Raw genomic sequence first — 24,221 nt, 5'->3', positions numbered from 1 at the left:
GCGACATCGAGTCGCTCTGACGCTCTTCGCCGTTTAGAACCTTCTCGCGTCCTTCATTCAGCTGAAAATTTCAAGCGTCTGGCAAAAGGCCTAGTATGGAAGACTTTATTGGAAGCACAAATGGCGACGGCAGTACCGAGTGCTTAAACTCTTCCTAAACTGAACCAACGACGCCGATGCGCGATTTGTAGACAAGGCAAAAATTTTTGGCAAATTCGCTGCCAAAGCCTTACCTGCACAAGACTATGCTGGTTTTTGCACTGGGTCTGTATACACTTCTTGCACAACGAAGTAACCTGTAAGTCGATTAGACTCCTCGTTTGCCCCGGAGCTATTCCACCAGTGTCCGCAGACTAAAGTGGAGCTATTCTCTGCTGCGTGAGTCGTGACATCGGCTCTCGCTCTATTTGGGTCGCCAACTGAGCTACCGACCCAAGCTAACGTATTAGGCAGTAACCTCGAGTTTCCATCGGTAGGCTGTATGCAAAGTTTGCCCTGAACTAAGGAAGTCCCGTGCTGCCCGTCTCGTATGCTGTCAATCGCCTGTGAATTCCGCGCCAGAATCTTCACAATAAAATCTGGGAATGAAGGCAACGACACAATATCACTGGCCTGACCATCGATGTAAGCGCTGATATATAGTGGCACATATCCACCTTTATCTCGCTCAAGGACGAATATTGGGCTGTCCTGAGGCGGAATTAATTTAATTTTCTTTTCATTTTGACCGTCGATTGTTCCGCCTGTAACCGTAACCTTCATTTCGCTAGGTTTTACCCCACGATAATTGGGATTCCAAGTAATCTTAAACTGAAATACAGCGTCGGTTACAGCTGAATCTGGCAACAGGATACTTACAGGATCGTCCTTGTTTATACAGGCGATGTACGCTCGTACGCTATCTGGTGATAGTGTCGAACGCAGCAGGGATTCGCTCTGTTGTTGACTAAGTTGGTAATTTTGATGTTGACTAACAAACTCAGACATCGACTTCGCATCGGAGTAGTTAAGCCCTACACCCGCATACGAAATGCCCAGCGCGGATGACTTGTTTTGAGTAACGTCCCTCTCAAGACTGCTGATGTAAGACATCCATATTGAGAAATTTGCATTGTACGATTCGACATTTTGGCGAAGCACTGCGTCACAATTGGTCATTGCTTGCCCCCGAGGTGAAGATGTTAGGAGATAACGCCGGAATATTGATGACCGCATTGGAAGTAAATTTTGCGCGAATTGCGGCGATTGTCAAGTTTCTGGTCGGTTTCAGGGAGATCTATCCTAGAATTATTGCGATCAACTCCAATTAGGATGCCGCTTACTGTTTTCCTGGACTGGCTCTGTGTTATCCTGGTGGTTGTCGTTTGATACGATTTTTCGGGGTAGCACATGGGCGGATTTTGGCAGTGGTGGGATGCCTTAACGGCGAGCCAACAAGTCCCGATCATCAATACGCTATTGGATAAAGGTCTGCTTGCGCTCATTGTCGCCCTGGCCGGCTATATCTTTTCACGGTCATTGGAGCGTCACAAAGCATATCTTGTCCGCTACAATGAGTTCGAGAAGTTCAATATCCCCCGTGTCGCTTCCCTGATAGAAGATCTTGAAAATCTTCTTAAATTAGGTCGCAAAATCAGAAAAGATTTTGACGAAGAACTGGAGAAGATCTGGACGCCGTGGTTAGCCGGGTTGCTCGATATTCACATATCATTTGACGAAGCTAAATTTTGGTCTCCGCAAAACGCCACCCTTTCTACCACAATCAAAGGCGGCGACTCTCTAGGAGAGCTGCTAGCCAAGGTCTTGAATGACAAGACGCGCAAGCAGGCAATCGCAAATCTGCCCCCCGAATATAATGATGACTTCGTTAGGAACTTGGCGACGTTCTATTGGACGCCAGCCGACAGTCCGCTTCGCGATTCATTGAAAAAGTCGGTGCACCTCATGTTCTATCTACAGTTTTTCCCGAAAGTCACGCCCGAGCAGCGCACCAAATTTAAAACTGAAGCCGACAAGTTCCTTCAAAAAGCAGGTATCGTTCTCGCCGCAGATCGACAAAATATTATTCCGGCGATCATCCAGAGCCAAGAAGGAATGGTTGAAGCAATACAAGCCCACCCAAATCCGTATGATTCCGCGGACCTCTTTTACACGTCTTATTTCGCGATCGCCTCCCAATTGCTTAGGGCACTCCGACCGACCAGTTAGAATTCCAGCAGAATAAGTGCCGGCTAAGCGTGGGAGCGCGGATTAATACCTGGATTGTAACCAGGTTCATCTTCGCTGACCGCCCTGCGGCTCGAAATCACTCACATCAACCATCAGCCGTGTTTAATCGAACGCCTTCGCCTTTCGTGCCAGCAGCCAGAAATTCGACACCCGCCTTGCGAAGCGCAGTTTCAATCGCATTGAGCGTGCTTATTCGCGGGTCCACTTTTCCTGTCTCGATGCGCACCACCGCATTCAGTGACACGATAGCTTTGTCTGCCAGCTCCTGCTGGGACCAACCAAGGAGCGCTCTCGCGGCCCGTATTTGACGTGACGTAATCATACTGACCGTCTACGTCACATGATGCATTTTTCGCCATTAATAGGTTTATTTTTACCCGTATACGGTTATAAATATGCCTATACTGAATAGGGCCGCTCGACTTTTGAAGGTTACAATTTCCGCATGATGAAAAGAGCTATTTGCCTTGGCCTAGCGCTGACATTTTCCAGTTTGTGGACTTCGGTCGCTCAAGCCGACTATCTGAGTAATTTCGAAGCATGTAGGTCGGAGCGTGATCCAATGCGGCGCCTTACCTGCTTTGATTCTATTGAAGTGCCGCCAAGCAGCGCCCACGAGGCTGCTGCTAGCGCGGCTGAGCAGCCACTCAAGCCATCCCAACCGGTTACTTTCTCCTTGGGTAGGTTTGCGGTCGACAACGAAGGCTTCACAACCTTCGCTCGCGTTCGATTTACCCCGACATTTGCAAACTTTTCGAACAAGGAGGTTGTGGCGCTAACCTTCAATCTCCGAATAACCAACGCTTTCGGTCAGGACATCATAGTAGCGAAGAAAGACTTGGATATAATAATTCCGGCCGGAAAAATCATTCAAAGTCCAAAATACTATTTTTGGGAAAAGAACCCTGTAAATTCGAATGATTTCGATGCACTAATCGGCCCTGTATCGACCGGCAGAGCAATAGCGAACGTACAAATAGAGCGTGTCGCGTTTTCCGATGGAACAATTGAAAATTACTGAGGTATTGCGGTTGCGTTTCCGCCCGAAATACCAAGCGGCCGGCGCTTAATAACTTCCTCAAATGCCGATTCCGATGAAGCCGCCCCTTTGTTCCGAGATGATTGCGCCCCTTGATTCCGGGATGATCTCGCCCCCTGTTTAGTGGGGTCTGCAGGCGATGATTGTTGTCAGTCCATTTAGGCGGGGTGTCAAGCTTTTCGGGGCAGGTTTCGGCGTAGGCTATCGCCGCTCAATTCGATGCGATGGGCGTTGTGAACGAGGCGATCCAGGATGGCATCAGCATAAGTCGGGTTTCCTATGACGTCGTGCCATGCCGACACCGGAAGTTGGCTGGTAATGATGGTTGATCTGCGGCCGTAGCGATCTTCCAGGATTTCGAGGAGGTCGTGCCGGGCCTGTTCGTTGAGCGGTTCGAGACCCCAGTCGTCGAGGATCAGGACTTGAACATGGCCCAGGGTACGTTGCAGCCGAGCATACCTGCCGTCGCCGCGAGCAAGTGCGAGCTGAGCAAACAGTCGTGGGACACGCTGATAGAGAACGGAACGATCGTCACGGCAAGCCTTGTGGCCGAGAGCGCAGGCTAACCAGCTTTTTCCGACACCCGAGGGTCCGCAAATGGCCAGATTGTCATGAGCGTTGATCCAGTCGCCGCCGAGCAGCTTCATGAAGAGCGCGCGATCAAGGCCGCGCTCGCTGCGGTAGTCGACATCTTCCGGGGTGGCCTGGTGGCGAAGCTTGGCAAACCTGAGGCGTGCGGCAAGCTTACGATCGTAGCGGGAACTCCACTCCCGTTCGAGCAGCAGTCCTAGCCACTCGGCATGCGAGAGATGTTCGGCTTCGCCGTTGGTGACGAGCTCCCCGAAGGCCTTTGCCATGCCGGCCAGGCCCATGGAATTGAGTTTGTCGAGTGTTGGATGGGCAAGCATTCTTTGTTCTCCTTAGTGGTAATAGCGAGGTCCACGGATGTTTTCGTGTTGGATAGGCTCATGCGAAGGTGGTCCATTGGTGGAGGCGGCTCGATCGAGATGATTGTCGAGGATGGAGCGCACCGAACCGTAGGTCCGGGCCCCGATCTCAAGCGCACGGCTGCAAGCAGCGTTCACTCTGTCGCGGCCAAAGCTTTTGTTCAGGCGGATAATTCCCATGCAGGCTCGAAAGCCCTGCTCCGGGTGCGGCCTGTCGGCGAGGATCTTCTCACACAGCAATGCAACCTCCGGCCCGATGGAAGAGGCCTCGCGTTGAATGCGTTCGATCGTCCAGTCGGCAAAGCGGCGGTGGGCCGAGGGCATGTGATCGGGGATTGTGGTGTGCTTGCCGTTACCGCTGGAGCGGCGATGAGCGGCTATTCGCTCGCCTTTGTGGAATATCTCGATCGTATTGGCGGTGATGCGCGCCTCGACTTGCTCGCGAGCAAAGCGATAGGGAACGGAGTAATAATGCCGCTCGATCTCGACGTGGTAATCCAATCCAGCACGCCGGATACGCCATTCCGCAAAGACATAGCGTTCAACGGGCAATGGCCTTAAAGCGGGCCGGTCGAGCTCTTCGAACAATTGGCGGCGCGTGACGCCAACCCGGCGAAGGACACGCCTGTCGTTCAAATCATATAGCAAGTCGGCAATCGCCGCATTGACTTCGGCCAGACTGTAGAAGGTGCGATGGCGGAGGCGGCCCAGCAGCCAACGCTCGACGATACGAACCGCAGCCTCGACTTTCGCCTTGTCGCGGGGGCGTCTCGGCCTCGTCGGCAGGACGGCGCTGCCATAATGCGCTGCCATCGCGCAATACGTCCGGTTGACCTGGGGATCGAAGTGGCACGCCTTGATGATCGCCACCTTGGCATTGTCGGGAACCAGCAACGCCGGCGCACCGCCGAAGAACTCCAGCGCCTGAACATGGCATTCGACCCAGTCCGGAAGCGTCTCGGTCCAGCGCGCCTGCGCGAACGAAAGACTGGATGCCCCCAGGACAGCGACAAATAAATGGGCCTGCCGTGTTTTGCCCGACAGCCGATCAACGACAACAGTGACCGTGTCGCCGGTGACCTTGCCCCGTTGAAATAATCCATTTTGAAGTAAGCTCTGGCCCATTGAGAGGACCAGGGAATGAAACGCAACCGTTTTACTGACGAACAGATTATCGGCATTCTGAAGGAGCACGAGGCGGGCACGCCAGTATCGGAGCTTTGCCGCAAGCACGGCGTCAGCGATGCCAGCATCTATAAATGGAAGGCCAGATTCGGCGGGATGGAGGTGTCTGAGGCCAAGCGGCTGAAGACGCTGGAGGACGAGAACACGAAGCTGAAGCGGCTTCTGGCGGACGCGATGCTCGACAATGCCGCGTTGAAAGACCTTTTGGGAAAGAAGTGGTGACGCCCGCAGCAAAGCGGAACGCTGTCGCGCATCTGATGGATCACCATCGGATGAGTGAACGGCGGGCGTGTAAAGCCATCGGCGTTTGCCGGATGACAGTTCGTTACGAAAGCAGCCGCATCGACGACCAGGGCCTTCGCGAGCGGATGAAGGCGTTGGCGCATGAACGCCGCCGCTTCGGCTATCGACGCATTCATGTGCTGCTCAGACGCGAGGGGCACCTTGTGAACCACAAGAAGCTCTTCCGGCTCTATCGGGAGGAGAAGTTGACCGTGCGCAAGCGTGGTGGCCGCAAGCGAGCGATCGGCACACGAGCACCGATGCTGATACCAGTAACCGCCAATGAACGTTGGTCGCTGGACTTCGTGTCGGATCAACTCACCGATGGTCGCAGGTTCCGGGTTCTGACGGTCGTCGATGATTGCACCAGAGAATGCCTGGGTCTCATCGCCGATACATCGCTTTCCGGCCTGCGTGTTGCTCGTGAGCTGGACCGGATCATCGAGGGGCGTGGCAAGCCGAAGATGATCGTCAGTGATAACGGCAGCGAGTTCACAAGCAATGCGATCCTGCAATGGACGGACAAGACGAAGATAGATTGGCACTATATCGCGCCAGGCAAGCCGATCCAGAACGCCTTCATCGAAAGCTTCAATGGACGGCTGCGAGACGAGTTCCTGAACGAAACACTGTTCTCGTCACTGACCCATGCTCGTTCAGCGCTTTCAAACTGGCGCAGCGATTATAACGATAACCGCCCGCACTCTGGACTCGGCTGGAGGACACCTGCCGAGTTCGCTCAGACCATCAACCCGCGACGTGATGCGGTGCTGCGCAGCCGAAATGGCTCCGCACCGCAACCCGCCGCTACCGCCCCGAATACAGCAACCCAAAACCACTGGAGCGAACTCAAAACTGGATAAAACTTGGGGGCAAGGTCACCGGCGTAGTCGACGAACAATTTGTCGCCCGCCATATGATCCTGCCGCATCGTCACCGGCAGCTTCAACGCCCAGCCGCGATAGAGGTCACAATATCGGCTGTAGCGGTAACCATCGGGATAACGGCTTATGTATTCGTCCCAGAGAATTTGCAGCGTCACGTGCTTGCGCTTGAGCTCGCGATGGACTTGCACCCAGTCAGGCTCCGGTGCGCGACGATGACCCGTCTTCGTCCCAGCCGCACGGTAGAGCGCCGCCTCCAGGACGGCATCACTCACGTCATCATCCAACGGCCACGAAAGCCCCGCAGCCGCCGCCCGTCGCAGCGTCTCGCGCACCGTCGAGGCTGCTGCTCCGACCCGAACCGCAATCGATTTGTGGCCCAGCCCTTGCTCGGACCGATATCTCAGTATCTCGCGGACACGCCGCATCTCCAGTCTCTCCGCAGGCATCCCGTTCCTTCCTTGTCATCATTGACGGAAGGAACTTCACACCGGCAGAACACCCTTGCCACATCCCTCCGTAGGGGGCGGCATCATCTCGGAACAAGGGGGCGACTAATTCTCGGAATTGGGGGGCGACATCATTTCGGAATCAGGGGGCGGATTGCCTCGGAATTTGCACTCAAATACACCTTCGCCAAAAGTAAACGTTCTGCGCAGCACTGCACGCACAGGGGAGATATACATGGACCTAGAAGCAATTCGTAAATCGCTGAAAATCATTCCAGCTTCGGCGGGGGAAATACGAAAACGAGAAAAACGCGAACACGGTGCTACGCCCTACACAAATGCGGAAATGCAACGGAGACAGCGGGAGAGAGACGCTGCACGAAAGGCCGATAATGTCGCAATTCCGGATCTCGACAAGCCCAAAGGCGGTGTGAGGCTGACGTGCCACTGAACTTTCATCCAGCGGCGATTAGAGCCCCGGCGGTTTTGAATACGCCAAGTGGCGCGGTGTGAGCAACCGGCGGAAGCGCGAAGCTTTCATCTTGCGCAGCGTTGGAGCCGGTTGCGGCGATGGACCCGGCATAGCTTGCCGGGGTCTGATATCCGAGCGATGAGTGCGGCCGGAAATGATTATAATCGGCGGCCCATTCAGCGATGGCGCTTCGGGCATGATCGAGGCCGAAGAACAGGCTTTCGTTGAGCAGTTCGTCACGCATTCGCCCGTTGAAGCTCTCGACATAGCCGTTTTGCATGGGCTTTCCCGGCGCGATGTAATGCCACTCGACCTTGTGATCCTTCGACCAGGCAAGAATGGCATTCGAGGTGAGTTCGGTGCCGTTATCGGAGACAATCATTCCGGGCTTGCCACGTCGTTCGATCAGCGTCGTCAGCTCGCGTGCGACACGGCGGCCGGAGATTGAGGTGTCCGGAATTGCTGCCAGGCATTCACGCGTCACATCATCGACGATGTTGAGCACGCGAAACCTCCGTCCGCAGGCAAACTGGTCGTGGACGAAATCCAGCGACCAGCGGGCATTGGCCTTCGCTTCGACCAGGATCGGAGCACGCGTGCCGACGGCACGGCGTCGGGCCTTCCGCTTTCGTACTGAAAGCCCTTCCTCGCGATACAGCCGATAGATGCGATTGACGCCGGACGGCTCTCCCTCCCGCCGAAGCAGGACGAACAGTCGACGGTAGCCGAAACGCCGCCGCTCATTAGCCAACTCGCGCAGCTTCGCTCGCAACTCGGTCTCCGGCGGTCGGTTCGACTGGTAACGGATCGTCTTGCGATCGGCAGATATGATCTGGCAGGCCCGCCGTTCCGAAAGCCCCATGACGGTCTTCAGGTGCGTGACGGCTTCACGCTTGGCGGCAGGCCCTACCATTTTTTTTGGAGAAGCTCGCGGAGTGCGGCCGCATCAAGCATCTGTTCGGCGAGCAGCTTCTTCAGCCTGGCGTTCTCATCCTCAAGCGCCTTCAGCCGCTTCGCCTCGGAGACCTCCATGCCGCCATATTTGGCTTTCCAGTTGTAAAACGTTGCTTCTGAAATTCCGTGCTTGCGGCAAAGGTCGGCCGCCTTCGCGCCAGCTTCCTGCTCCTTCAACACCGCAATAATCTGCTCTTCCGTAAATCGCTGCTTCTTCATGCGTCCGTCCTTTAATGGGCCGGACTCTAATCCATTCTGGAGGAAATTCGCAGTGGCACGTCAGAATAATTCGATATTTTTGAAATATTTTGACCCCACGTAGGCTATCTCATTGCTGGGTTTTCCGTCTGATTTCACCAATTTGCCGGTAGCAATTACAACGCCCTCGACTATCAAATCGCAAATGGTCAAGAAAGCCAGACGTTGTTGGGCAAGGTGGCTGGAGTCCGAGTGGGTACGCCGATAGGATTGCTTCTGTCGCGGGGACAGTACAGTCCACCAAGCGGACTCTATCGGCTCGCCATTAAGCCAATCATCTTTGGCGCTCATTTTCTTGTCGACCACAGCCATGAAAATACGGAAGGCGATTCAAATTCTTCCGGAAACGGGCAACTCATATAAACCGCGAAAACGCCCCCAAGCAATGTCCCATATCGATGGGTTCAGTGCCAATGAGTTCGGCTTGAAAATGGTTAAAAAATACGTTGGGATGGGGAGAAAAATATATTATTTTCAAATGTTTATTTCAGGCCCGGGATTCAAAATACCCAGGCGTTGTGGTAGCTTATTGAAATGAGGAACCCGAAGAAAAACTTGCCAGAGCAGGTAGAGAAACAGCCCCCAGATGAATGGCAACCGCGTTCTGATGTATGGTTGAAGCAGGCTCAGAAATTGAAAAAATTTAGACCGTCAAGGCGTCGGACTGAGCAGCCACTTATTCTTTCCGGCCACGGCGTGTCTTTGCGCATCGAGCGCAACACCCTTTTAGTGAAAAACGGCTTCACCCATTATCCGCAGAAGCAGGAGATCATACGGTTTTTTCCGGGTGACTTATCGCTGCCGTCGCGGTTCATTTTTCTCGATTGTTCGGGCTCAATTTCCTTTCACGTGCTGTCGTGGTTGAAGGAGCAAAATATCGACCTTGTTCATCTAAATTGGCAAGGCGAGATTATTAGCTCGACGACAACTGCTGGCTATTCAGCAAAATTAGAAAATGTTCTTTGGCAGCGGGAAACCCATGATAGCCGGGAAAGACGGCTTCAATTCTGCATCGCGCTAATAGCCCGGAAATTGGAATATTCGTTGTTAACCCTGCAAAATATGAATTTCCAAAATGAAGCTTGGCAGGCTGCAAATGATTTTCTGGCGATTTGTCTAAATTCCCTTTCCCATGCGCCCCCGGCGTCGGTTCCCGGTTTGCGCATGTTAGAAGCAAATTGCGCCGCCGCCTATTTTAGAGCGTGGCGCGGCGTGACAACGGCTTGGAAGGGAAAAAGCCGGCAATTCATTCCGGATCATTGGAAGGCGTTCGAACAGCGAAATTCGCCTCTTGTGATCAACGGGAATCGGCGTGCTCATCACCCCATAAACGCGCTATTGAACTATGCATATCAGGTTGCAGAGAGCGAGTTGTTAATTCAGGCGATTTCAGAAGGATTTGATCCGACGATCGGCATTTTGCATGAGAGCCAGCCCAATCGAAATTCATTTTTGCTCGATTTGATCGAACTGGAACGGGCACAGATCGATTACCAAATCTTCCATTTTGTTCGCAGCAACGTGTTTTCAGGTGACGATTTTACCATCGGAAATGATGGGACTGTTCTGCTAAACCCGCAATTGGCTCGATATGTGGCGCTTGTTGTGTGCGGGATGCCGCGCGAGCCGATCGAAGAAAAGATCCATTTTTGATTGATGGTGATGGTCGGTCCGGAGGGAGCGCCCACCATCGCTTAAAAGCCTTAGAAACCTGGTCTTCAAGGATAGCTAGGGGACACGATGTCTCCCTTTTGTGCCTTTTCTTGCACAAGATGGCAGCGCATTCAAGAACGGCAAGCGGTCGCACGGGACGGTTGAAAGAGGCCAGCCCGCAATAACCTTGATGCGAATAGACGGCATGTTTGTTACCGTGCGGCCTATCGGAAGCGTTCCCTGAGATCGAAGGCGTATGTTATCGAGGGCTGTTCGACCTGGCAGTGAAACACTGCTGTCTCACTGACGGCAGATGCTGCAATATGTGGGCAGGTTCATCAAGGCTTACAGAATAGCGAACACTAAACTTTTCCTGAGGTGGCATGCGCAGGAGATCCCACAACGCCAGAGCTTCAGAAACCACTCGTTCCAGCAACTGAGGTAACATCATGTCTGTTGTGGGCTCTGCGTTGCACGGAATAGGCGAAGCTACTCTACGACCGCTTTCCATGGACCCGATCACTGGCGGGCAGCATCGTGTCGTTCAAGTCCGACGACATCCTGCATGCTTTGAGTAGAACGAGCTGGTTTTTACTCCCACATTACGCGAAATGCATGAACTTGCCATCAAAGTTGAGACAAGACAACCAACTCAACTCAGGATCGTTGTCTCACGATTATGGATTTCGACGCCCAGTCTTCTTTCGAGATTTGACCGATCCTCTTTCGAAGAGGGAGGTTTCATCAGTAAACCAGTCTGGCCAGCCGGCAGATACTAGCATTTTATACGCGTAGGAATCCTGTGCTTCACAAAGCTCCACGGCTCTACCGAGCGCTGCCTCGTTACCCATGTACATATCCCTAAATGCTAGAGCAAACTGGAGAGGATCGTGGCGGCATTCTCTGGAGACGCTGATAAGATCTTCCAGTCCGGTAGGGGCGTCAGTTGACGCAGCGCGATTTGCTCGGACCCATACATCCACCAATATTAACCAACAAGCCCAGTTAAAATCATCTTCTGTTGCAAGATTTGTAGACAAGCGCGCTGTAAGGGATCGCCACTCCTCGTAGTCGAAATACCGACCAATAGCCTGCGGAACCAGCGCACTTAGTGTCGCCCTCAGAGTTTCTTCCCAATGGCCTGGTGGTGTTAGGTTCATTTCTTTGACAAATGATGGGACAATATTTTCCCGCATCACGTCGGATGCCAAGATCATGCGTGTATAAATCCCAGCATCAAGGTTTACCGTCTTCAACGAGCGTCGTATCAACGCCATTTCGCGTGTTCGCCTGGGCTTGCCAGTTTGGGGCGTTCCGGGGAGCGCAGCTCTGCTTCCTGGCTTCCTGTAGAAAAAGCGCAATCGCTGTCGTACGGCTTCACTCAGGGTATTTTCGTCGCCGCGACGTTTCAATTGCGGAACGTGACTTAGCCAACGGTGGAAGAACTCTTCAATCAGTTGCCCTCGTTCGACGCGCTCTTCGTATCCATTTGTGGGGTTGATGCAATACGCTAGGGCCTCTCGAAGTGATGGGTGAAGGTTTGTCTCCCCAGCCAGTGCGACCAGATTCATTGTGTAGTCGCGATGTGGGCCTCGTCCAATGCTGCTTAGAAGGCTTAGACTACGGCTTAGTAGCCTTTCCGCTACCTCAGTGGGGTCGAGCAAGATTGATATTCCCAGGCCTATGGCCGACGCCGCGTTCGAGTCAGGATCTTGAAATGCATCAAGCGTCTGTTTGAGATACATCTCGCCCCAAATCGGGGAAGCAGGCTTAGTACCTTCTGGCCCAAATAGAAGGGGTTCGACGAATCTGTGGCTGCCATAATCTAGGGCGGCGCGAAGTTCTGTATCGAGAGGCCCAAGCTCTGCGCTCTGGTTAATCAAGGCTAGCGTTAGCTTGTCTATCGGTGAGGCGTCGTGGAATATTCGCTTGAAGACGGACTTGGCAGTTTCAAGGTTCGAATGCTCCTTGAGAGTCCAAGATCTAACCGCAGTATTTATCGTTCGAATATCATCAGGCGACTCCGTCTTCATAAGTATGTCAAATACTTGAAGACAAATCTGTTCAGCCTTTTCCTCTGCTGGTTCGATGCCATCCCGTAAAAGCCCAACCAGCAGCAGCGTGCAATCACGGGAAGGATTCTGGAGATTGGCTTCACATAGTTTCTCGACAAAGAACGCTTGGGCTGCGGCCGATTTAAGACTAGCGACCAGCAAGCGAACAACCTCTCGCCATCGAGGGTTCTCCAGATCACCGTTCAGCTCATTCCAAATAGAAAGTGCTCCGCCGACCTCGCCGTAGGTTGTGAGATATGTAGCTGAAAGGTATTCTTGAAATGTTAGATGGATAAAGCTGTAGAGGCCATCACCTGCTTCGATCATCAGCCCTGCTGATGATCTCACAAAAGTAAAAAACTCTTCCGCCTGATCTTCAGACGGTTCGTCTTTGTCGCGCTTCTTTTCTTTGCTTTCGATATGCTCCGTAAGGAACTTGACTATCTCGCTGTGCGGCGCAACCGCTCGACCTTTCGCCTGGAGGCTATTCCTATGCATCCAGTAGGCAATCGCCTCAACCCTTAACCGATTACGTTGTTCGATACGGCCTTTTATCGGCTCGTCATCCTGCTTTTTCGCTTTATTCCAAGTGTTGAGGAGAGTTTCTGTGCATTTTTGATATAGAACAACTCTTTGATCAGGTAGAACCGCGTCTATCCTGTGAACAAGAGTAACAATTGTTAGTAGTAGAGGGTTTTTAGAAAGATCTCTTATCGCGTCGTTGTCCGGATTGTTAATTACCTTGACAAGATCCGCGATATTTCTGCTGCGTTCTACTTCCTCTTTTATCCGCTCCCCGTACCAATCTGATACAAATTCTTCAATTTCGGTCAAGCGAAGTTTTGCAACCCGAAAGTGGCGATATGGTGCGTCGAAACGAACGTCTGCCTCGTAGCCGACAATACGCGAAGTCACTATTGCGGTATTTATAGGGTAGCTGGTGCAAAAGGAATCGATTCTTCGCCGCATTAACCCCTTGAACTGCGGGCCGGGAAGCTCATCGAGCCCGTCGAAGAAAATTATTGCCCGCCCACTTTCAATGTAAGCTTCGAAAAAATTCTTGTCCGCTGCACCTATATTGAAGTCCGCTTGAACGCTTTCGACGATATAATCTATGAGGGACAAGTTCTTCCGCGTCTTTATTTCGTCAGCATACCGTCTCAGGGTTACGACAATTGGAAGGCGATCGTCCGCTGCTCCTGCGCACCGTTTTTGAAGTGCGGGAGTGATGCCGACTAATGCGAGAAATGAAACAAGTGTGGATTTTCCGGAGCCGGGATCGCCAAGCACAATCGATTTCTTGCCAGGAGCAATCAATGAAACCGGCTCAATGCGGGGCGTGTCGTCATTTTCCTCAGGTGAAGCTTCAGTCACGAGGGATAAGGGTATGTAGATATTTTCCAACGGTACCCGACGAGAGGCTTCTTCTTTGTAGACGGACATCCCTACAAATTCGATGCGACCGAATCTACGTCGCATGTTCTCGTCATATTGTACTCTGACTTCCTGGATTGTCTTTCTTCTCGCATCTCCGAGAGGAACCAGAGATGGGTAATAGAAAAGGCAAAGATGCCTAGCCCTTAAAAACATTGCGATAATTTTTGTATGGCCAATATGCTCGATCTCAAATCGGGATCGATACTTTTCCCGCAGAGCTTCGAACCAAGCGATATCGCCGCCTTCTTTTCGCTTTCCAGAGTTCGTCAGGTCATCAGGTGTTACAAGAACATACGTCGAAATTTTACTCTCGGAATTCTCAGCTGCCTGCTCGATCGCGGCTGCTATAAGGCTTCTGTGCTGACTGCTCAGTGGAGACCTATAAAATTTGTACTGGTAGCCCGTTATTTTGTTGCCGCGACGGCCATAGCGATAACTATCTAGTCCGCGAAAGTCTCCAGCGGAATCGTCCAGTGGTTGAAACTTGTTTCCTTCACCTCGCCATTCGTTGAACAGAAGAAGATCAATAATTCGGCCGAATTCCTTTCCTCCTTCCGTTCCATCGGGAAGGATTTCACTAAGGGTCGGAAGGGCAGGGAGGCGGGGACCGGACGTCGGCATGATTTCTCTTACTTGCGGCATTCATTGTTGGGCAAGGCGAATACACACGCATTGGTTTGATTCGGCAAGCGGTTGCGATGTAGACTCTCTACTCGCTTGGGGGATTTCCACGATACTCGGATCGCGAAAACTGAATACTTTAACGAGGGCGTATCTAAGTCGCCTCGCGCAGGCGTTTCCCCCATGGATGTCGGCCTCCGTTCTTGCAACACATTATGCCCCGCAGCGTCTAAGCTCGTATGGCGCGGCTGTACGATCTGGCGGATGATGCAGAGACGGGGTACGGGCCAGTGTCCGCAAGGGTATACCGCAGCGGCGGCCGGCATGGGTACGCGTTTCGCTATCTGTAAGCCTCTATCGTCATCTTCGTACACCACATTCTGCCGCGTGTTCCTTTCGGACAGCGGCACGGTCAACGGAGCCGAGCCGTCGCTTCGTGCTACTGGTGACCGCAAGCCATCGTGTGTACGAAATGGCAGTCACCTCTTCGTACACCGCACTTTGCGGACACGGAGGCGTTGAATCACTTGGATGTTTGCCGATGGAGAATTGAGCCATTCTTCGCTCTTCTCAGCGATGCTCTTTTTAGTTGCGTGAGATCCAGCGTATGTGATCCCGCTCACGAGTGGCTTTTTTTATTTGTATCTCCTTACCCCGTTGGCAGAAATTACGGAATGAAACAAGAACAATAAAAGAACGAAGGAACGATTTTTACAGGCGGGCGCAACACCGCATTTCGGTCTCGTGCCGATCGTTATTTCGAACGACAGCTCTACCGGACAGTCGTCAGTGATCCTGACCTGCCGCCGGATGGACATTGCGATATGGCTCGCCCTGCGGCGATAGGCGAACCGGCGTTGTGCAGCTTACAAGGCACCCAACTTCAAGCGCGCTTCGCTTCGATCGCATCCCACAGCAAGCTGGCGATATCGGCACCGCCGAACCGCCTGACTTCGCGCAGGCCAGTCGGCGAGGTGACGTTGATCTCGGTCATGTAGTCGCCGATGACGTCGATGCCGACGAGCAGGAAGCCCCGCGCCTTCAGCGCCGGGCCGATGCGGTCGCAGATTTCTCTTTCGCGCGGCGTCAGTTCGGTCGCTTCCGCACGGCCGCCGACATGCATGTTCGAACGCGCATCGTGTTCGGCCGGCACACGGTTGATCGCGCCGACGGCTTCGCCGTCCACCAGAATGATGCGCTTATCGCCCTTGCGCACATCGGGGAGATATTGCTGGGCAATGAAGGGCTCGCGGAACATCTGGCCGAACATTTCGAGCAGCGAAGAGAGATTGCGGTCGTCGCGGGTCGAATGAAACACGCCGGCACCGCCATTGCCGTAAAGCGGCTTCAGGATGATGTCGCCCATCTCTTCGCGGAAACGGCGGATTTCGCCGCCATCGCGCGTGATCAGCGTCTTCGGCATGAGGTCGGCGAATTCGGTGACGAAGATCTTTTCCGGTGAATTGCGCACCCAGGCCGGGTCGTTGACGACCAGCGTCTTCGGATGAATGCGCTCGAGCAGGTGCGTCGAGGTGATATAGGCCATGTCGAAAGGCGGGTCCTGGCGGAGCAGCACCACGTCCATGGTCGAAAGATCGACACGTTCCGACTCGCCGAGCTCGAAGTGATCACCCTTGACGTCGCGCAGGATCATCGGCTCGACCGAAGCATAGATCTTGCCGTCGCGCATGCTCAGACGCTCGGGCGTGTAGTGGAAGAGCTTATAGCCGCGGTTCTGGGCCTCCAGGCTCATGGCGAAGGTCGAATCGCCTGCAATGTTGATGCTCTTCACGTGGTCCATCTGGACCGCAACGTTCTTGATACCAGCCATAGTCTGCCCTCGCTCGAATTCGCCGACAGATTTAGGTCGCCCGGCCTTCAAACGCAACGGCTATTCAAGCGCTTCAGGAAAGTGCGGGTTGGCGCAAATCAGGCAGCGATGCCCTGTGCGCCGCCCTGTCTTACGAAGTCACGCAGGCGATAGGCCATGGTCAGCGGCTTCGGGAACGGTTTGCGGCAGAAGGCAACCTTCCTCACATAGCAATCGATGCGCCATGTGGCCCATGTGCCACCGGCAAAATAGGCGACGTCACCGGCGCCGAGCACGCGTTCGATGCCGTCTTCCGTGGTAATATGCACTTCGCCTTCGAGGATCATGACGGTTTCATCCCAGCCGAAATGCCAGCGGAACTCGCCGGCCGTGCAATCCCACACCGCCGTCAGCGCCGCATCGTCCTGCCCGCGCGAATGCTCTGCCAGGCGGGCGGAAGGCGCCCCGGCAATGATCCAGGACGGTTCGATCGGCGATGGCTTCAATTCCATATCGCCGGCAGCGCCCGCCACGAAATTCCTTGCCGGCGGCGACGCCACAGCAACCGGTGCAACGCGCGCTGCGAAGCCCGCCACACTCGCAAACATCAACTTCCAGACCATAGCAATCCCCCGATGCCACCTGTGTTTGCATCTTGATGGCACGAAAGGGGTAACGGCAAGGTTCAGAAAATGCCGCGCATTTTAACGGTTGCAAGAATCAGGACGCAAAACCCTCGATGGTGCAGACGATCATGTCATGATCGGAGAGCGGTTTGCCTTCTTCGTTGAGCGAGGAGATCAGATGGCTTTCGCCGATCTTCAGGCCACGGCTCAAGAACCAGTCGAGCTTCATGGCCCGCTCGGGAAAACGTGTGATCAGGCTGGGGCGCGTGCTCATCTGACCGAGCGGGCCGCCGTGGCGCTCGAAGCCGCGGGCCGCCGCCATGGCGAAAAGCGTATCCGTCTCGAAATCGCCGCCGCTGTGATTGCCGGTGTTGAGATCGCCGCCGATCAGGATCGGCAGACCGGGCGCATAAGCTTCGACAGCGTCGATCAAGGCTGCTGTCTGACGTTCGCGGTAGATGCCGTTGGCGATACTTTCGAGATGCACGGAAACGGCGACGAAAGGCCCCTCTTCGGTTTCGACGATGACGCCGATGGCGCAGCGCTCGCCGACGCGCGGCTGCTCATTGCTGTCTTTGAACCAGACGGCCTCGCCCGGCAGGCGGAACAGGAAGACATCCTTCAGCGCGACCGAAGCCATCAGGGCGTTGCCATGAAAACCCTTCTCGTTGAAATCCTGCTTGCAGAAGGAACGCTCGATCTCGGAGCCCAGACTGAGCTCGAGGAATTCGACGCCGTAGGCATAGTTCATACCGAGTTCGCCCGCGACGATGGCGGTCGGGTCGTTTTGCCCGGTGCGCGCCATGCCCTCGTCCATCTCGGAAAGCAGGATCAGCGGGGCGCCAGTCGACTTCAGTTTGGCGGCGGATTCGACGGGGAAAAGGCAGCGCTCCAGGTTCCATGCAGCCACGGTGAAGGGGAAGGCGAGCAACTGAACCTCGCCGGTCGCGCCACCGATGCGCACCGTGTTCATGCAGGCAAGAGAAGCCAGCGTTGCGGCGTGAATGTCAGGGTTTTTTTCCAACGAAATGAAGCCCTTGCGTTCCTCATGCGAGGGAACGGCGAAGGCGGAGACGGTGCTGCGGATCATCGTGAAGCCTGTCGAGGTGGGATAAAGCGCGTGCCTGGAAGCGGCGTAAGCGCGGTTATCCGGCAATAGGCGCGTTTTATGACGTTGCCATGATGATCAGACTCAAAAAGCGTCCGGAAAATGCCGGGGCCAGCGGCCGGGCAGGATGGCGACGATATCGTAGCGTTGCGACAGACGGGCGAAATTCGGTTGCCTTGCAAGCCAGAGATCGCTGGCAGCACGAATGCGCTTTTGCGCGGAAAAGGAGACGGCATCGATCGCCTCCTGCTCGCCGCGCCTGGCTTTGACCTCGACGAAGACGGCGAGATCGCCTTTGCGGGCTATGATGTCGATTTCGCCGAGCTTTGTGCGGTGACGGATGGCGAGGATGCGGTAGCCCTTGAAGAACAAGAAAACCGCTGCAGCATATTCAGAGATGTGGCCGCGCCGCCAGGCCTTCTGCCGCTTCGACCTTTCGTTGGTCTCAGTCATGCCGCTCCTTCAGGTCGAGCAGGCGCTGATAGAGATCCTTGCGCGGCAGGCCGGTCAAGCGTGCCGCCTCCCCTGCGGCTTTGGCGGCTGGCATGGTCCGCACGAGCTCGCTAAGAATGGCCTCGACGTCAGCTTCCGCTGCGATAGTTTCCGCCGGCGGACCGACGAGCAGCACGATCTCGCCCTTCACATGCTCGACGGCCTCATAGAATACGGCGAGTTCGGTGAGCGTGCCGCGACGGAATTCCTCGAAGGTCTTGGTGAGTTCGCGGCAGACGGCCGCCTTGCGCTCGCCGCCAAGCACATCGGCGGCGGCGGCCAGCGTCGCGGCGATGCGATGGGGTGATTCAAAGAAAATCAAGGTCGCGGGAACGGCGGCAAGTTCAGCGAGCCGGTCACGGCGGCCCTTGTCCTTGGCAGGCAGGAAGCCGGCGAAGAAAAAGGCGTCGTTGGGCAGGCCAGAGCCGACCAGCGCGGCAAGCGGTGCGGACGCCCCCGGGATCGGCACGACACGGTAACCCGCCTCGATCGCCTGCTGCGCCAGGCGATAGCCAGGATCGGAGACCAGCGGCGTGCCGGCATCGGACACCAAGGCAACCGAGCGGCCGGCTTCCAGCGCCTGGAGCAGCCGCGGCCCTGCCTCGTCGGCATTGTGCTCATGATAGGCAAAGGGCCTGTTCTGGATGCCGTAACGGTCGAGCAGCACGCGGGTGACGCGCGTATCCTCGCAGGCGAGAACATCGGCGCCGGCCAGCGTCTCCAGCGCCCGCAGCGTGATATCACCAAGATTGCCGATCGGTGTCGCGACGAGATAAAGCGCCGGCTCAAGCGGCCGCGCGGGAACTGTGGTATTATGAAGGCGGAAGCTGCGCGCTCCGCCGCTTGTGTTTTCGTCGCTCATGCCGACCTTGAACTCGCCTCGGAATCATCGCCTTTATGGGCGAGGTATGACCTGACGGCAAGAGCGGTGCAAATCCTGTGAGCATTGTCGGGCAAATACCGAAATGACGTGCAGCAAACCCCGATGCCTCTTGCATTCGCATGCTGAGTTCTGTCATTTTGCCCGTCCAATCTCGGGCCTAGTCCGAAAAGCATCCTTCGGGCGCCTGTGGCCGCCCGGGCAGTAACGGTCGAAAGCGGTAGCATCATGCGTATTACAATTGAGCGGTCGAACCTCCTGAAATCGTTGAACCACGTGCATCGCGTGGTCGAGCGTCGCAACACGATCCCGATCCTGTCCAACGTATTGCTGAAAGCCGAGGGTGCCAGCCTCGACATGAAAGCGACCGACCTCGATCTCGAAATCACCGAGGCGACGCCCGCCAAGGTCGAGCAGACCGGCGCCACCACCGTGCCTGCGCATCTGCTCTACGACATCGTGCGCAAGCTTCCGGACGGTTCCGAAGTGCTTCTCGCCACCAATCCTGACGGCAGCTCGATGACGGTTGCCTCGGGCCGCTCGAAATTCTCGCTTCAATGCCTGCCGGAATCCGATTTTCCGGACCTCACCGCCGGCAGCTTCAGCCATTCCTTCAAACTGAAGGCAGCGGACCTGAAGATGCTGATTGACCGGACGCAGTTTGCGATTTCCACCGAAGAGACTCGTTATTATTTGAACGGCATCTTCTTCCACACGATTGAAAGCAAGGGCGAGCTGAAGTTGAGGGCCGTGGCCACAGACGGTCACCGTCTCGCCCGCGCCGACGTCGATGCCCCTTCGGGCTCCGAAGGCATGCCGGGCATCATCATCCCCCGCAAAACGGTCGGCGAATTGCAGAAGCTGGTCGACAGCCCCGATGTCATCGTCACTGTCGAAGTGTCTGATGCGAAGATCCGTCTGACGATCGGCTCCATTGTCATGACCTCGAAGCTGATCGACGGCACCTTCCCTGATTATCAGCGTGTCATCCCGACCAGCAACGACAAGGAAATGCGGGTCGATTGCCAGACCTTCGCCCAGGCTGTCGATCGCGTCTCGACCATTTCATCCGAACGCGGTCGCGCCGTGAAGCTGGCGCTCTCAGACGGCCAACTCCTGCTGACGGTCAACAATCCGGACTCCGGAAGTGCTACGGAAGAAGTTGCCGTCGGCTACGACATGGACGCGATGGAAATCGGCTTCAACGCCAAATATCTGCTCGACATCACCGCGCAACTGTCCGGCGATGCGGCGATCTTCCTACTTGCCGACGCCGGGTCGCCAACGCTGATCCGCGACACCGCCGGCGATGATGCCCTCTACGTCCTGATGCCGATGCGCGTCTAACGAAACCGAAGCGCCCTTCATGCGTTCTTATGAGCGAAAGAGGGCGCTTTTATTTTGGCCTGTGTGGATTGCGACATTTTCTCTTGTTATTGCGTCATGGCATTGCAAGATAAGATATAAGAGATATGTAAGTCGCTACTATACGAATCGGTGGGGGAGAGCATGGCGCTGCGTCTCAAGGAACGGTTAGGCAAGAAATTCGACGAAGAAATCCGTTTCTTCAAAGGCATGATGCAAGGCCCGAAAACGGTTGGTTCGATCGTTCCGACATCCTCGATCACCGCCCGCAAGATGGCAAGCGTCGTCAATACCCATTCCGGCCTGCCGGTGCTGGAGCTTGGCCCCGGAACCGGCGCGATCACCAAGGCGATTCTGGCGCGTGGCGTCGAACCGGAAAACCTCGTTGCCATCGAATATTCCACCGATTTCTACAATCACCTCCTCCGTCTCTATCCCGGCGTGCATTTCATCAATGGCGACGCCTTCGATCTCGATAAGACGCTTGGAGTATTGCGCGGCCAGACGTTCGATTCCGTCGTCTCCGGCATTCCGCTACTGAATTTCCCGATGAAGGCGCGCGTCGCTTTGCTTGAAAGCCTGCTGGACCGCATGCCGCGCGGCCGGCCCGTCGTGCAGATATCCTACGGCCCCGTGTCGCCGATCATCGCCCGGCCGGACCGCTATCATATTCAGCATTTCGACTTTATCGTCCGCAACATCCCACCGGCGCAACTCTGGATTTATCGCCGCGGCTGAGATAGAGACGGATCATGTTCGCTCTCTATATCACGCATCCGCAGGTGCGCATCGATCCCGCCATCCCGGTTCCGGATTGGGGGTTGTCTGATATCGGCGCCGCACGGGCGACGCTTGCGGCAGCCCGTCCTTGGGCGAACACGCTTGGCCTGATCGTTTCCAGCGGCGAGCGCAAGGCGATCGAGACCGCCGAGATCCTGGCGACGGCGAGCGGCGCGAAGGTCGAGATCATCGAAGCCATGCATGAGAACGACCGCAGCGCCACGGGATTTTTGGCTCCGCCCGAATTCGAGAAGGCGGCAGACTGGTTCTTTGCCCACCCGCATGAAAGCTTCAAAGGCTGGGAGCGCGCTATCGACGCGCAGGCGCGAATAGTCTCTCACGTCGAGGCCGTTCTTTCACGTCTTGGGGAGCAAGCGCCGGTCGCCTTTGTCGGCCATGGCGGTGTCGGGACACTGCTGAAATGCCACGTCGAGGGAAAGCCGATCGCGCGGCAGGGCGATCAGCCACCGGGTGGCGGCAATCTTTTCTGTTTCGATCTTGCGAAGCGCGCCGTCTCATGCGACTGGACGCCTATGGAAGATTGGCAGGGATGGACTTGAGATGACCGCACGCGACCGCTTGATCGTTGGACTGGATGTTCCAAACCTTCAGGAGGCCGAAAAGGTCGTCACGGCGCTCGGCGACGATATTCTCTACTACAAGATCGGCTATCAGCTCGCCTTTGCAGGCGGCCTGGAATTTGCTCGCGATCTGGCCACCGACGGCAAGAAGATCTTCCTCGACATGAAGCTGCTCGATATCGACAATACAGTCGCTTCCGGCGTCGAGAACATCGTCAAGATGGGCATGTCGATGCTGACGCTGCATGCCTATCCGAAGGCGATGCAGGCCGCCGTCGCAGCAGCCAAAGGTTCCGGTCTCTGCCTGCTCGGCGTCACCGTGCTGACGTCGATGGACGAGCAGGACCTGATCGCCGCCGGATACGAATATGACCCGCATACGCTGGTGCTGCGCCGCGCCGAACAGGCGCTCCTCGCGGGCATGGGCGGTATCGTATGCTCAGCCGAGGAATCCGCTGCCGTGCGCAAAATCATCGGCCCCGACATGGCACTGGTGACCCCCGGCATTCGCCCGGCCGGCGGCGACAAAGGTGACCAGAAGCGCGTGATGACGCCGACTGAGGCCGTCAAGGCCGGGTCGAGCCATCTCGTCGTCGCCCGGCCCATCGTCAAAGCGCCCGATCCGAAGGAAGCGGCCCGCGCTATCCTGGCGGAGATGGACGCCGCGCTCTAAATTCCTAAAAGAACGGAGACCGGACATGGCAAAGGGATACTGGATCGCACGCGTGGATGTTCGTGATCCCGAGCGTTACAAGGATTATGTTGCCGCCGCCAAGCCGGCATTCGAGAGATACGGCGCGATTTTCCTCGCCCGCGGCGGCGCTTTCACGCCGCTGGAAGGCCAGGCGCGCGGCCGCAACGTCGTCATCGAATTCCCGTCGCTGCAGCATGCCGTCGATTGCTATAATTCGCCAGAATACCAGATTGCTGCTAAAATCCGTCAGGAAGTGGCGGATGCCGAAATGGTCGTCGTAGAAGGCGCCTAAGGCTTTTAAAAAGCAGCCAGAACATGCGGCGCGATGGCACTTCACCTCGGCCTCCGGATCGGTTAAGACGAAACCAGATCAGCCCTATCTAAGCCTTTCGAGGAAACTGCCATGACCCTGTCCAACCTTCCGCCGCTCGTCACCGTGTTCGGGGGATCGGGCTTCATCGGGCGGCATGTCGTCCGCGTTCTCGCCAAGCGCGGCTACCGCATCCGTGTCGCCGTACGCCGTCCCGATCTCGCCGGTTTTCTGCAGCCGCAGGGGAATCTCGGCCAGATCTCGACCGTCCAGGCGAACCTGCGCTACCGCAACTCCATCGATCGCGCCGTCGAAGGTGCGCAGCATGTCGTCAATTGCGTCGGCATTCTCACCGAAAGCGGCCGTAATACATTCGATGCCGTGCAGGAATTCGGCGCCAAGGCCATCGCGGAAGCCGCACGCGGCGTTGGCGCTTCGCTGACGCATATTTCCGCCATCGGTGCCAACGCCAATTCGCCTTCAACCTACGCCCGCACCAAGGCCCGCGCCGAAGCCGCGATCCTGTCGATCAAGCCGGATGCCGTGATCCTGCGCCCGTCGATCGTCTTCGGTCCGGAAGACGGTTTCTTCAACAAGTTCGCCGATATGGCGCGCACTGCGCCTTTCCTGCCGCTGATCGGCGGCGGCCAGACAAAGTTCCAGCCGGTTTATGTCGAGGATGTCGCCGAGGCAGTCGCCCGAAGCGTCGACGGTAAGCTGAAGGCCGGCACGACCTACGAGCTCGGCGGTCCGGAGGTGCTTTCTTTCCGCCAATGTCTCGAAACGACGCTTTCCGTCATCAACCGGAAGAAGTCGCTGGTTTCGCTGCCGTTCGGCCTTGCTTCCTTCATCGGCGGCATCGCTTCGGCCATACCGCTCGTCACCCCGCCGATCACGCCTGACCAGGTTCGCCTGCTGAAGAGCGACAATGTCGTTTCCAAGGAAGCGGAGGCGGAAGGCCGCACGCTGAAGGGCATCGGCGTGTTGCCGACCCTGCTCATCTCGGTACTGCCGTCCTATCTGGTGCGCTATCGCCCGCAAGGCCAGTTCACGGGTTCCGGCAAGGCCGCCTGACACATCGCCGATTCGAAAATTGAAGCGCCGTCAGGTT

At 55.8% G+C, this 24,221-nt stretch carries 21 protein-coding genes and 2 pseudogenes; 11 read left to right on the top strand and 12 right to left on the bottom strand.

Annotated elements, in window-relative coordinates; all coding sequences use genetic code 11:
• Positions 1-243 precede the first annotated feature (243 nt).
• Entirely contained in the window at positions 244-1,158 is a 915-nt protein-coding gene (locus CCGE525_RS38195) for a hypothetical protein (RefSeq protein ID WP_162950115.1), read from the bottom strand.
• Positions 1,159-1,389: 231 nt separating this feature from the next.
• Between CCGE525_RS38195 and CCGE525_RS02555 the strand changes: the two genes are divergently transcribed.
• Positions 1,390-2,208, top strand: coding sequence for a hypothetical protein (locus tag CCGE525_RS02555; protein WP_120702907.1), 819 nt, complete (start codon positions 1,390-1,392; stop codon positions 2,206-2,208).
• 106 nt (positions 2,209-2,314) lie between these two features.
• On the opposite strand, the gene CCGE525_RS02550 is transcribed toward CCGE525_RS02555, so the two are convergent.
• On the bottom strand, positions 2,315-2,551 hold the full coding sequence (locus tag CCGE525_RS02550; protein ID WP_120702906.1) for a helix-turn-helix domain-containing protein: 237 nt from the start codon (positions 2,549-2,551) through the stop codon (positions 2,315-2,317).
• 240 nt (positions 2,552-2,791) lie between these two features.
• Here CCGE525_RS02550 and CCGE525_RS02545 point away from each other — a divergent pair, with 240 nt between their 5' ends.
• Positions 2,792-3,250, top strand: coding sequence for a hypothetical protein (locus tag CCGE525_RS02545; protein WP_120702905.1), 459 nt, complete (start codon positions 2,792-2,794; stop codon positions 3,248-3,250).
• Positions 3,251-3,438: 188 nt separating this feature from the next.
• Here CCGE525_RS02545 and istB read toward each other — a convergent pair whose 3' ends face one another.
• Entirely contained in the window at positions 3,439-4,176 is a 738-nt protein-coding gene (istB, locus tag CCGE525_RS02540) for an IS21-like element helper ATPase IstB (protein WP_120702904.1), read from the bottom strand.
• A 12-nt stretch (positions 4,177-4,188) separates the two neighbouring features.
• Positions 4,189-5,289 (bottom strand): annotated as a pseudogene (gene istA / locus CCGE525_RS02535) (IS21 family transposase); the annotation flags it as partial.
• Positions 5,290-5,355: 66 nt separating this feature from the next.
• Between istA and CCGE525_RS02530 the strand changes: the two are divergent.
• A protein-coding gene (locus CCGE525_RS02530) for an IS3 family transposase (RefSeq protein ID WP_120702903.1) occupies positions 5,356-6,545 on the top strand; the annotation gives its coding sequence in 2 pieces (ribosomal slippage) (positions 5,356-5,605 and positions 5,605-6,545; 1,191 coding nt in all).
• Here the strand turns inward: CCGE525_RS02530 and CCGE525_RS02525 are convergent.
• A pseudogene (locus CCGE525_RS02525) lies at positions 6,494-6,994 on the bottom strand (IS21 family transposase); the annotation flags it as partial. The gene CCGE525_RS02530 and the pseudogene CCGE525_RS02525 sit on opposite strands and share 52 nt — an antisense overlap.
• 256 nt (positions 6,995-7,250) lie before the next feature.
• Here CCGE525_RS02525 and CCGE525_RS02520 point away from each other — a divergent pair.
• Positions 7,251-7,466: a hypothetical protein gene (locus CCGE525_RS02520; RefSeq protein WP_120702902.1), complete on the top strand. Its 216-nt coding sequence runs from the start codon at positions 7,251-7,253 to the stop codon at positions 7,464-7,466.
• A 4-nt stretch (positions 7,467-7,470) separates the two neighbouring features.
• Here CCGE525_RS02520 and CCGE525_RS02515 read toward each other — a convergent pair.
• Positions 7,471-8,660, bottom strand: a protein-coding gene (locus CCGE525_RS02515; RefSeq protein ID WP_120702901.1) for an IS3 family transposase whose coding sequence is annotated in 2 segments (ribosomal slippage) — positions 7,471-8,408 and positions 8,408-8,660 — 1,191 coding nt in all. Because the reading frame shifts where the segments join, the coding sequence is not laid out codon by codon here.
• A 594-nt stretch (positions 8,661-9,254) separates the two neighbouring features.
• On the opposite strand from CCGE525_RS02515, the gene cas1 reads away from it, so the two are divergent.
• Entirely contained in the window at positions 9,255-10,352 is a 1,098-nt protein-coding gene (gene cas1 / locus CCGE525_RS02505; RefSeq protein ID WP_162950114.1) for a CRISPR-associated endonuclease Cas1, read from the top strand.
• A gap of 677 nt (positions 10,353-11,029) precedes the next feature.
• Here cas1 and CCGE525_RS02500 read toward each other — a convergent pair.
• The 6 genes from CCGE525_RS02500 to rsmI form a co-directional block, all read right to left on the bottom strand.
• Positions 11,030-14,464, bottom strand: coding sequence for an NACHT domain-containing protein (locus tag CCGE525_RS02500; protein ID WP_162950113.1), 3,435 nt, complete (start codon positions 14,462-14,464; stop codon positions 11,030-11,032).
• Positions 14,465-15,347: 883 nt separating this feature from the next.
• Positions 15,348-16,295: a glutathione synthase gene (gshB, locus tag CCGE525_RS02495; protein WP_120702897.1), complete on the bottom strand. Its 948-nt coding sequence runs from the start codon at positions 16,293-16,295 to the stop codon at positions 15,348-15,350.
• Positions 16,296-16,393: 98 nt separating this feature from the next.
• Positions 16,394-16,897, bottom strand: a complete 504-nt coding sequence (locus CCGE525_RS02490) for a cupin domain-containing protein (RefSeq protein ID WP_120702896.1) — start codon at positions 16,895-16,897, stop codon at positions 16,394-16,396.
• Positions 16,898-16,994: 97 nt separating this feature from the next.
• Positions 16,995-17,990, bottom strand: coding sequence for an exonuclease/endonuclease/phosphatase family protein (locus tag CCGE525_RS02485; protein ID WP_120706215.1), 996 nt, complete (start codon positions 17,988-17,990; stop codon positions 16,995-16,997).
• Between the two features lie 102 nt (positions 17,991-18,092).
• Entirely contained in the window at positions 18,093-18,461 is a 369-nt protein-coding gene (locus tag CCGE525_RS02480; protein ID WP_120702895.1) for a YraN family protein, read from the bottom strand.
• The gene (gene rsmI, locus CCGE525_RS02475) at positions 18,454-19,362 is read right to left on the bottom strand and encodes a 16S rRNA (cytidine(1402)-2'-O)-methyltransferase (protein WP_120702894.1); all 909 of its coding nucleotides are present in this window, start codon (positions 19,360-19,362) and stop codon (positions 18,454-18,456) included. The genes CCGE525_RS02480 and rsmI overlap by 8 nt, the downstream gene beginning before the upstream one ends.
• A gap of 246 nt (positions 19,363-19,608) precedes the next feature.
• Between rsmI and dnaN the strand changes: the two genes are divergently transcribed.
• The 6 genes from dnaN to CCGE525_RS02445 all read left to right on the top strand — a co-directional run bounded on the left by dnaN (position 19,609) and on the right by CCGE525_RS02445 (position 24,184).
• Positions 19,609-20,727 (top strand): DNA polymerase III subunit beta, encoded by a 1,119-nt coding sequence (gene dnaN, locus CCGE525_RS02470; protein ID WP_120702893.1) that lies wholly within the window; start codon positions 19,609-19,611, stop codon positions 20,725-20,727.
• 162 nt (positions 20,728-20,889) lie between these two features.
• Positions 20,890-21,483 (top strand): phospholipid N-methyltransferase PmtA, encoded by a 594-nt coding sequence (pmtA, locus tag CCGE525_RS02465; RefSeq protein WP_120702892.1) that lies wholly within the window; start codon positions 20,890-20,892, stop codon positions 21,481-21,483.
• 14 nt (positions 21,484-21,497) lie between these two features.
• The gene (locus tag CCGE525_RS02460) at positions 21,498-22,085 is read left to right on the top strand and encodes a histidine phosphatase family protein (RefSeq protein WP_120702891.1); all 588 of its coding nucleotides are present in this window, start codon (positions 21,498-21,500) and stop codon (positions 22,083-22,085) included.
• A 1-nt stretch (position 22,086) separates the two neighbouring features.
• Positions 22,087-22,779, top strand: a complete 693-nt coding sequence (pyrF, locus tag CCGE525_RS02455; protein ID WP_120702890.1) for an orotidine-5'-phosphate decarboxylase — start codon at positions 22,087-22,089, stop codon at positions 22,777-22,779.
• A gap of 25 nt (positions 22,780-22,804) precedes the next feature.
• Positions 22,805-23,092 (top strand): DUF1330 domain-containing protein, encoded by a 288-nt coding sequence (locus CCGE525_RS02450; protein WP_120702889.1) that lies wholly within the window; start codon positions 22,805-22,807, stop codon positions 23,090-23,092.
• A 111-nt stretch (positions 23,093-23,203) separates the two neighbouring features.
• On the top strand, positions 23,204-24,184 hold the full coding sequence (locus CCGE525_RS02445; protein ID WP_120702888.1) for a complex I NDUFA9 subunit family protein: 981 nt from the start codon (positions 23,204-23,206) through the stop codon (positions 24,182-24,184).
• The last annotated feature ends 37 nt before the right edge of the window (positions 24,185-24,221 follow it).

It is taken from the genome of Rhizobium jaguaris (genome assembly GCF_003627755.1).
GTDB lineage: Bacteria > Pseudomonadota > Alphaproteobacteria > Rhizobiales > Rhizobiaceae > Rhizobium > Rhizobium jaguaris.
This window is presented reverse-complemented; position numbering and strand designations above follow the sequence as displayed.

Coding starts and splice junctions, on each gene's coding strand:
- CCGE525_RS38195 (WP_162950115.1), bottom strand. CDS start 1,158: ATGACCAATTGTGACGCAGTGCTTCGCCAAAATGTCGAATCGTACAAT.
- gshB (WP_120702897.1), bottom strand. CDS start 16,295: ATGGCTGGTATCAAGAACGTTGCGGTCCAGATGGACCACGTGAAGAGC.
- CCGE525_RS02480 (WP_120702895.1), bottom strand. CDS start 18,461: ATGACTGAGACCAACGAAAGGTCGAAGCGGCAGAAGGCCTGGCGGCGC.
- CCGE525_RS02490 (WP_120702896.1), bottom strand. CDS start 16,897: ATGGTCTGGAAGTTGATGTTTGCGAGTGTGGCGGGCTTCGCAGCGCGC.
- pyrF (WP_120702890.1), top strand. CDS start 22,087: ATGACCGCACGCGACCGCTTGATCGTTGGACTGGATGTTCCAAACCTT.
- CCGE525_RS02550 (WP_120702906.1), bottom strand. CDS start 2,551: ATGATTACGTCACGTCAAATACGGGCCGCGAGAGCGCTCCTTGGTTGG.
- istB (WP_120702904.1), bottom strand. CDS start 4,176: ATGCTTGCCCATCCAACACTCGACAAACTCAATTCCATGGGCCTGGCC.
- CCGE525_RS02445 (WP_120702888.1), top strand. CDS start 23,204: ATGACCCTGTCCAACCTTCCGCCGCTCGTCACCGTGTTCGGGGGATCG.
- CCGE525_RS02460 (WP_120702891.1), top strand. CDS start 21,498: ATGTTCGCTCTCTATATCACGCATCCGCAGGTGCGCATCGATCCCGCC.
- CCGE525_RS02450 (WP_120702889.1), top strand. CDS start 22,805: ATGGCAAAGGGATACTGGATCGCACGCGTGGATGTTCGTGATCCCGAG.
- CCGE525_RS02555 (WP_120702907.1), top strand. CDS start 1,390: ATGGGCGGATTTTGGCAGTGGTGGGATGCCTTAACGGCGAGCCAACAA.
- CCGE525_RS02545 (WP_120702905.1), top strand. CDS start 2,792: ATGCGGCGCCTTACCTGCTTTGATTCTATTGAAGTGCCGCCAAGCAGC.
- pmtA (WP_120702892.1), top strand. CDS start 20,890: ATGGCGCTGCGTCTCAAGGAACGGTTAGGCAAGAAATTCGACGAAGAA.
- dnaN (WP_120702893.1), top strand. CDS start 19,609: ATGCGTATTACAATTGAGCGGTCGAACCTCCTGAAATCGTTGAACCAC.
- rsmI (WP_120702894.1), bottom strand. CDS start 19,362: ATGAGCGACGAAAACACAAGCGGCGGAGCGCGCAGCTTCCGCCTTCAT.
- CCGE525_RS02500 (WP_162950113.1), bottom strand. CDS start 14,464: ATGCCGACGTCCGGTCCCCGCCTCCCTGCCCTTCCGACCCTTAGTGAA.
- CCGE525_RS02520 (WP_120702902.1), top strand. CDS start 7,251: ATGGACCTAGAAGCAATTCGTAAATCGCTGAAAATCATTCCAGCTTCG.
- CCGE525_RS02485 (WP_120706215.1), bottom strand. CDS start 17,990: ATGATCCGCAGCACCGTCTCCGCCTTCGCCGTTCCCTCGCATGAGGAA.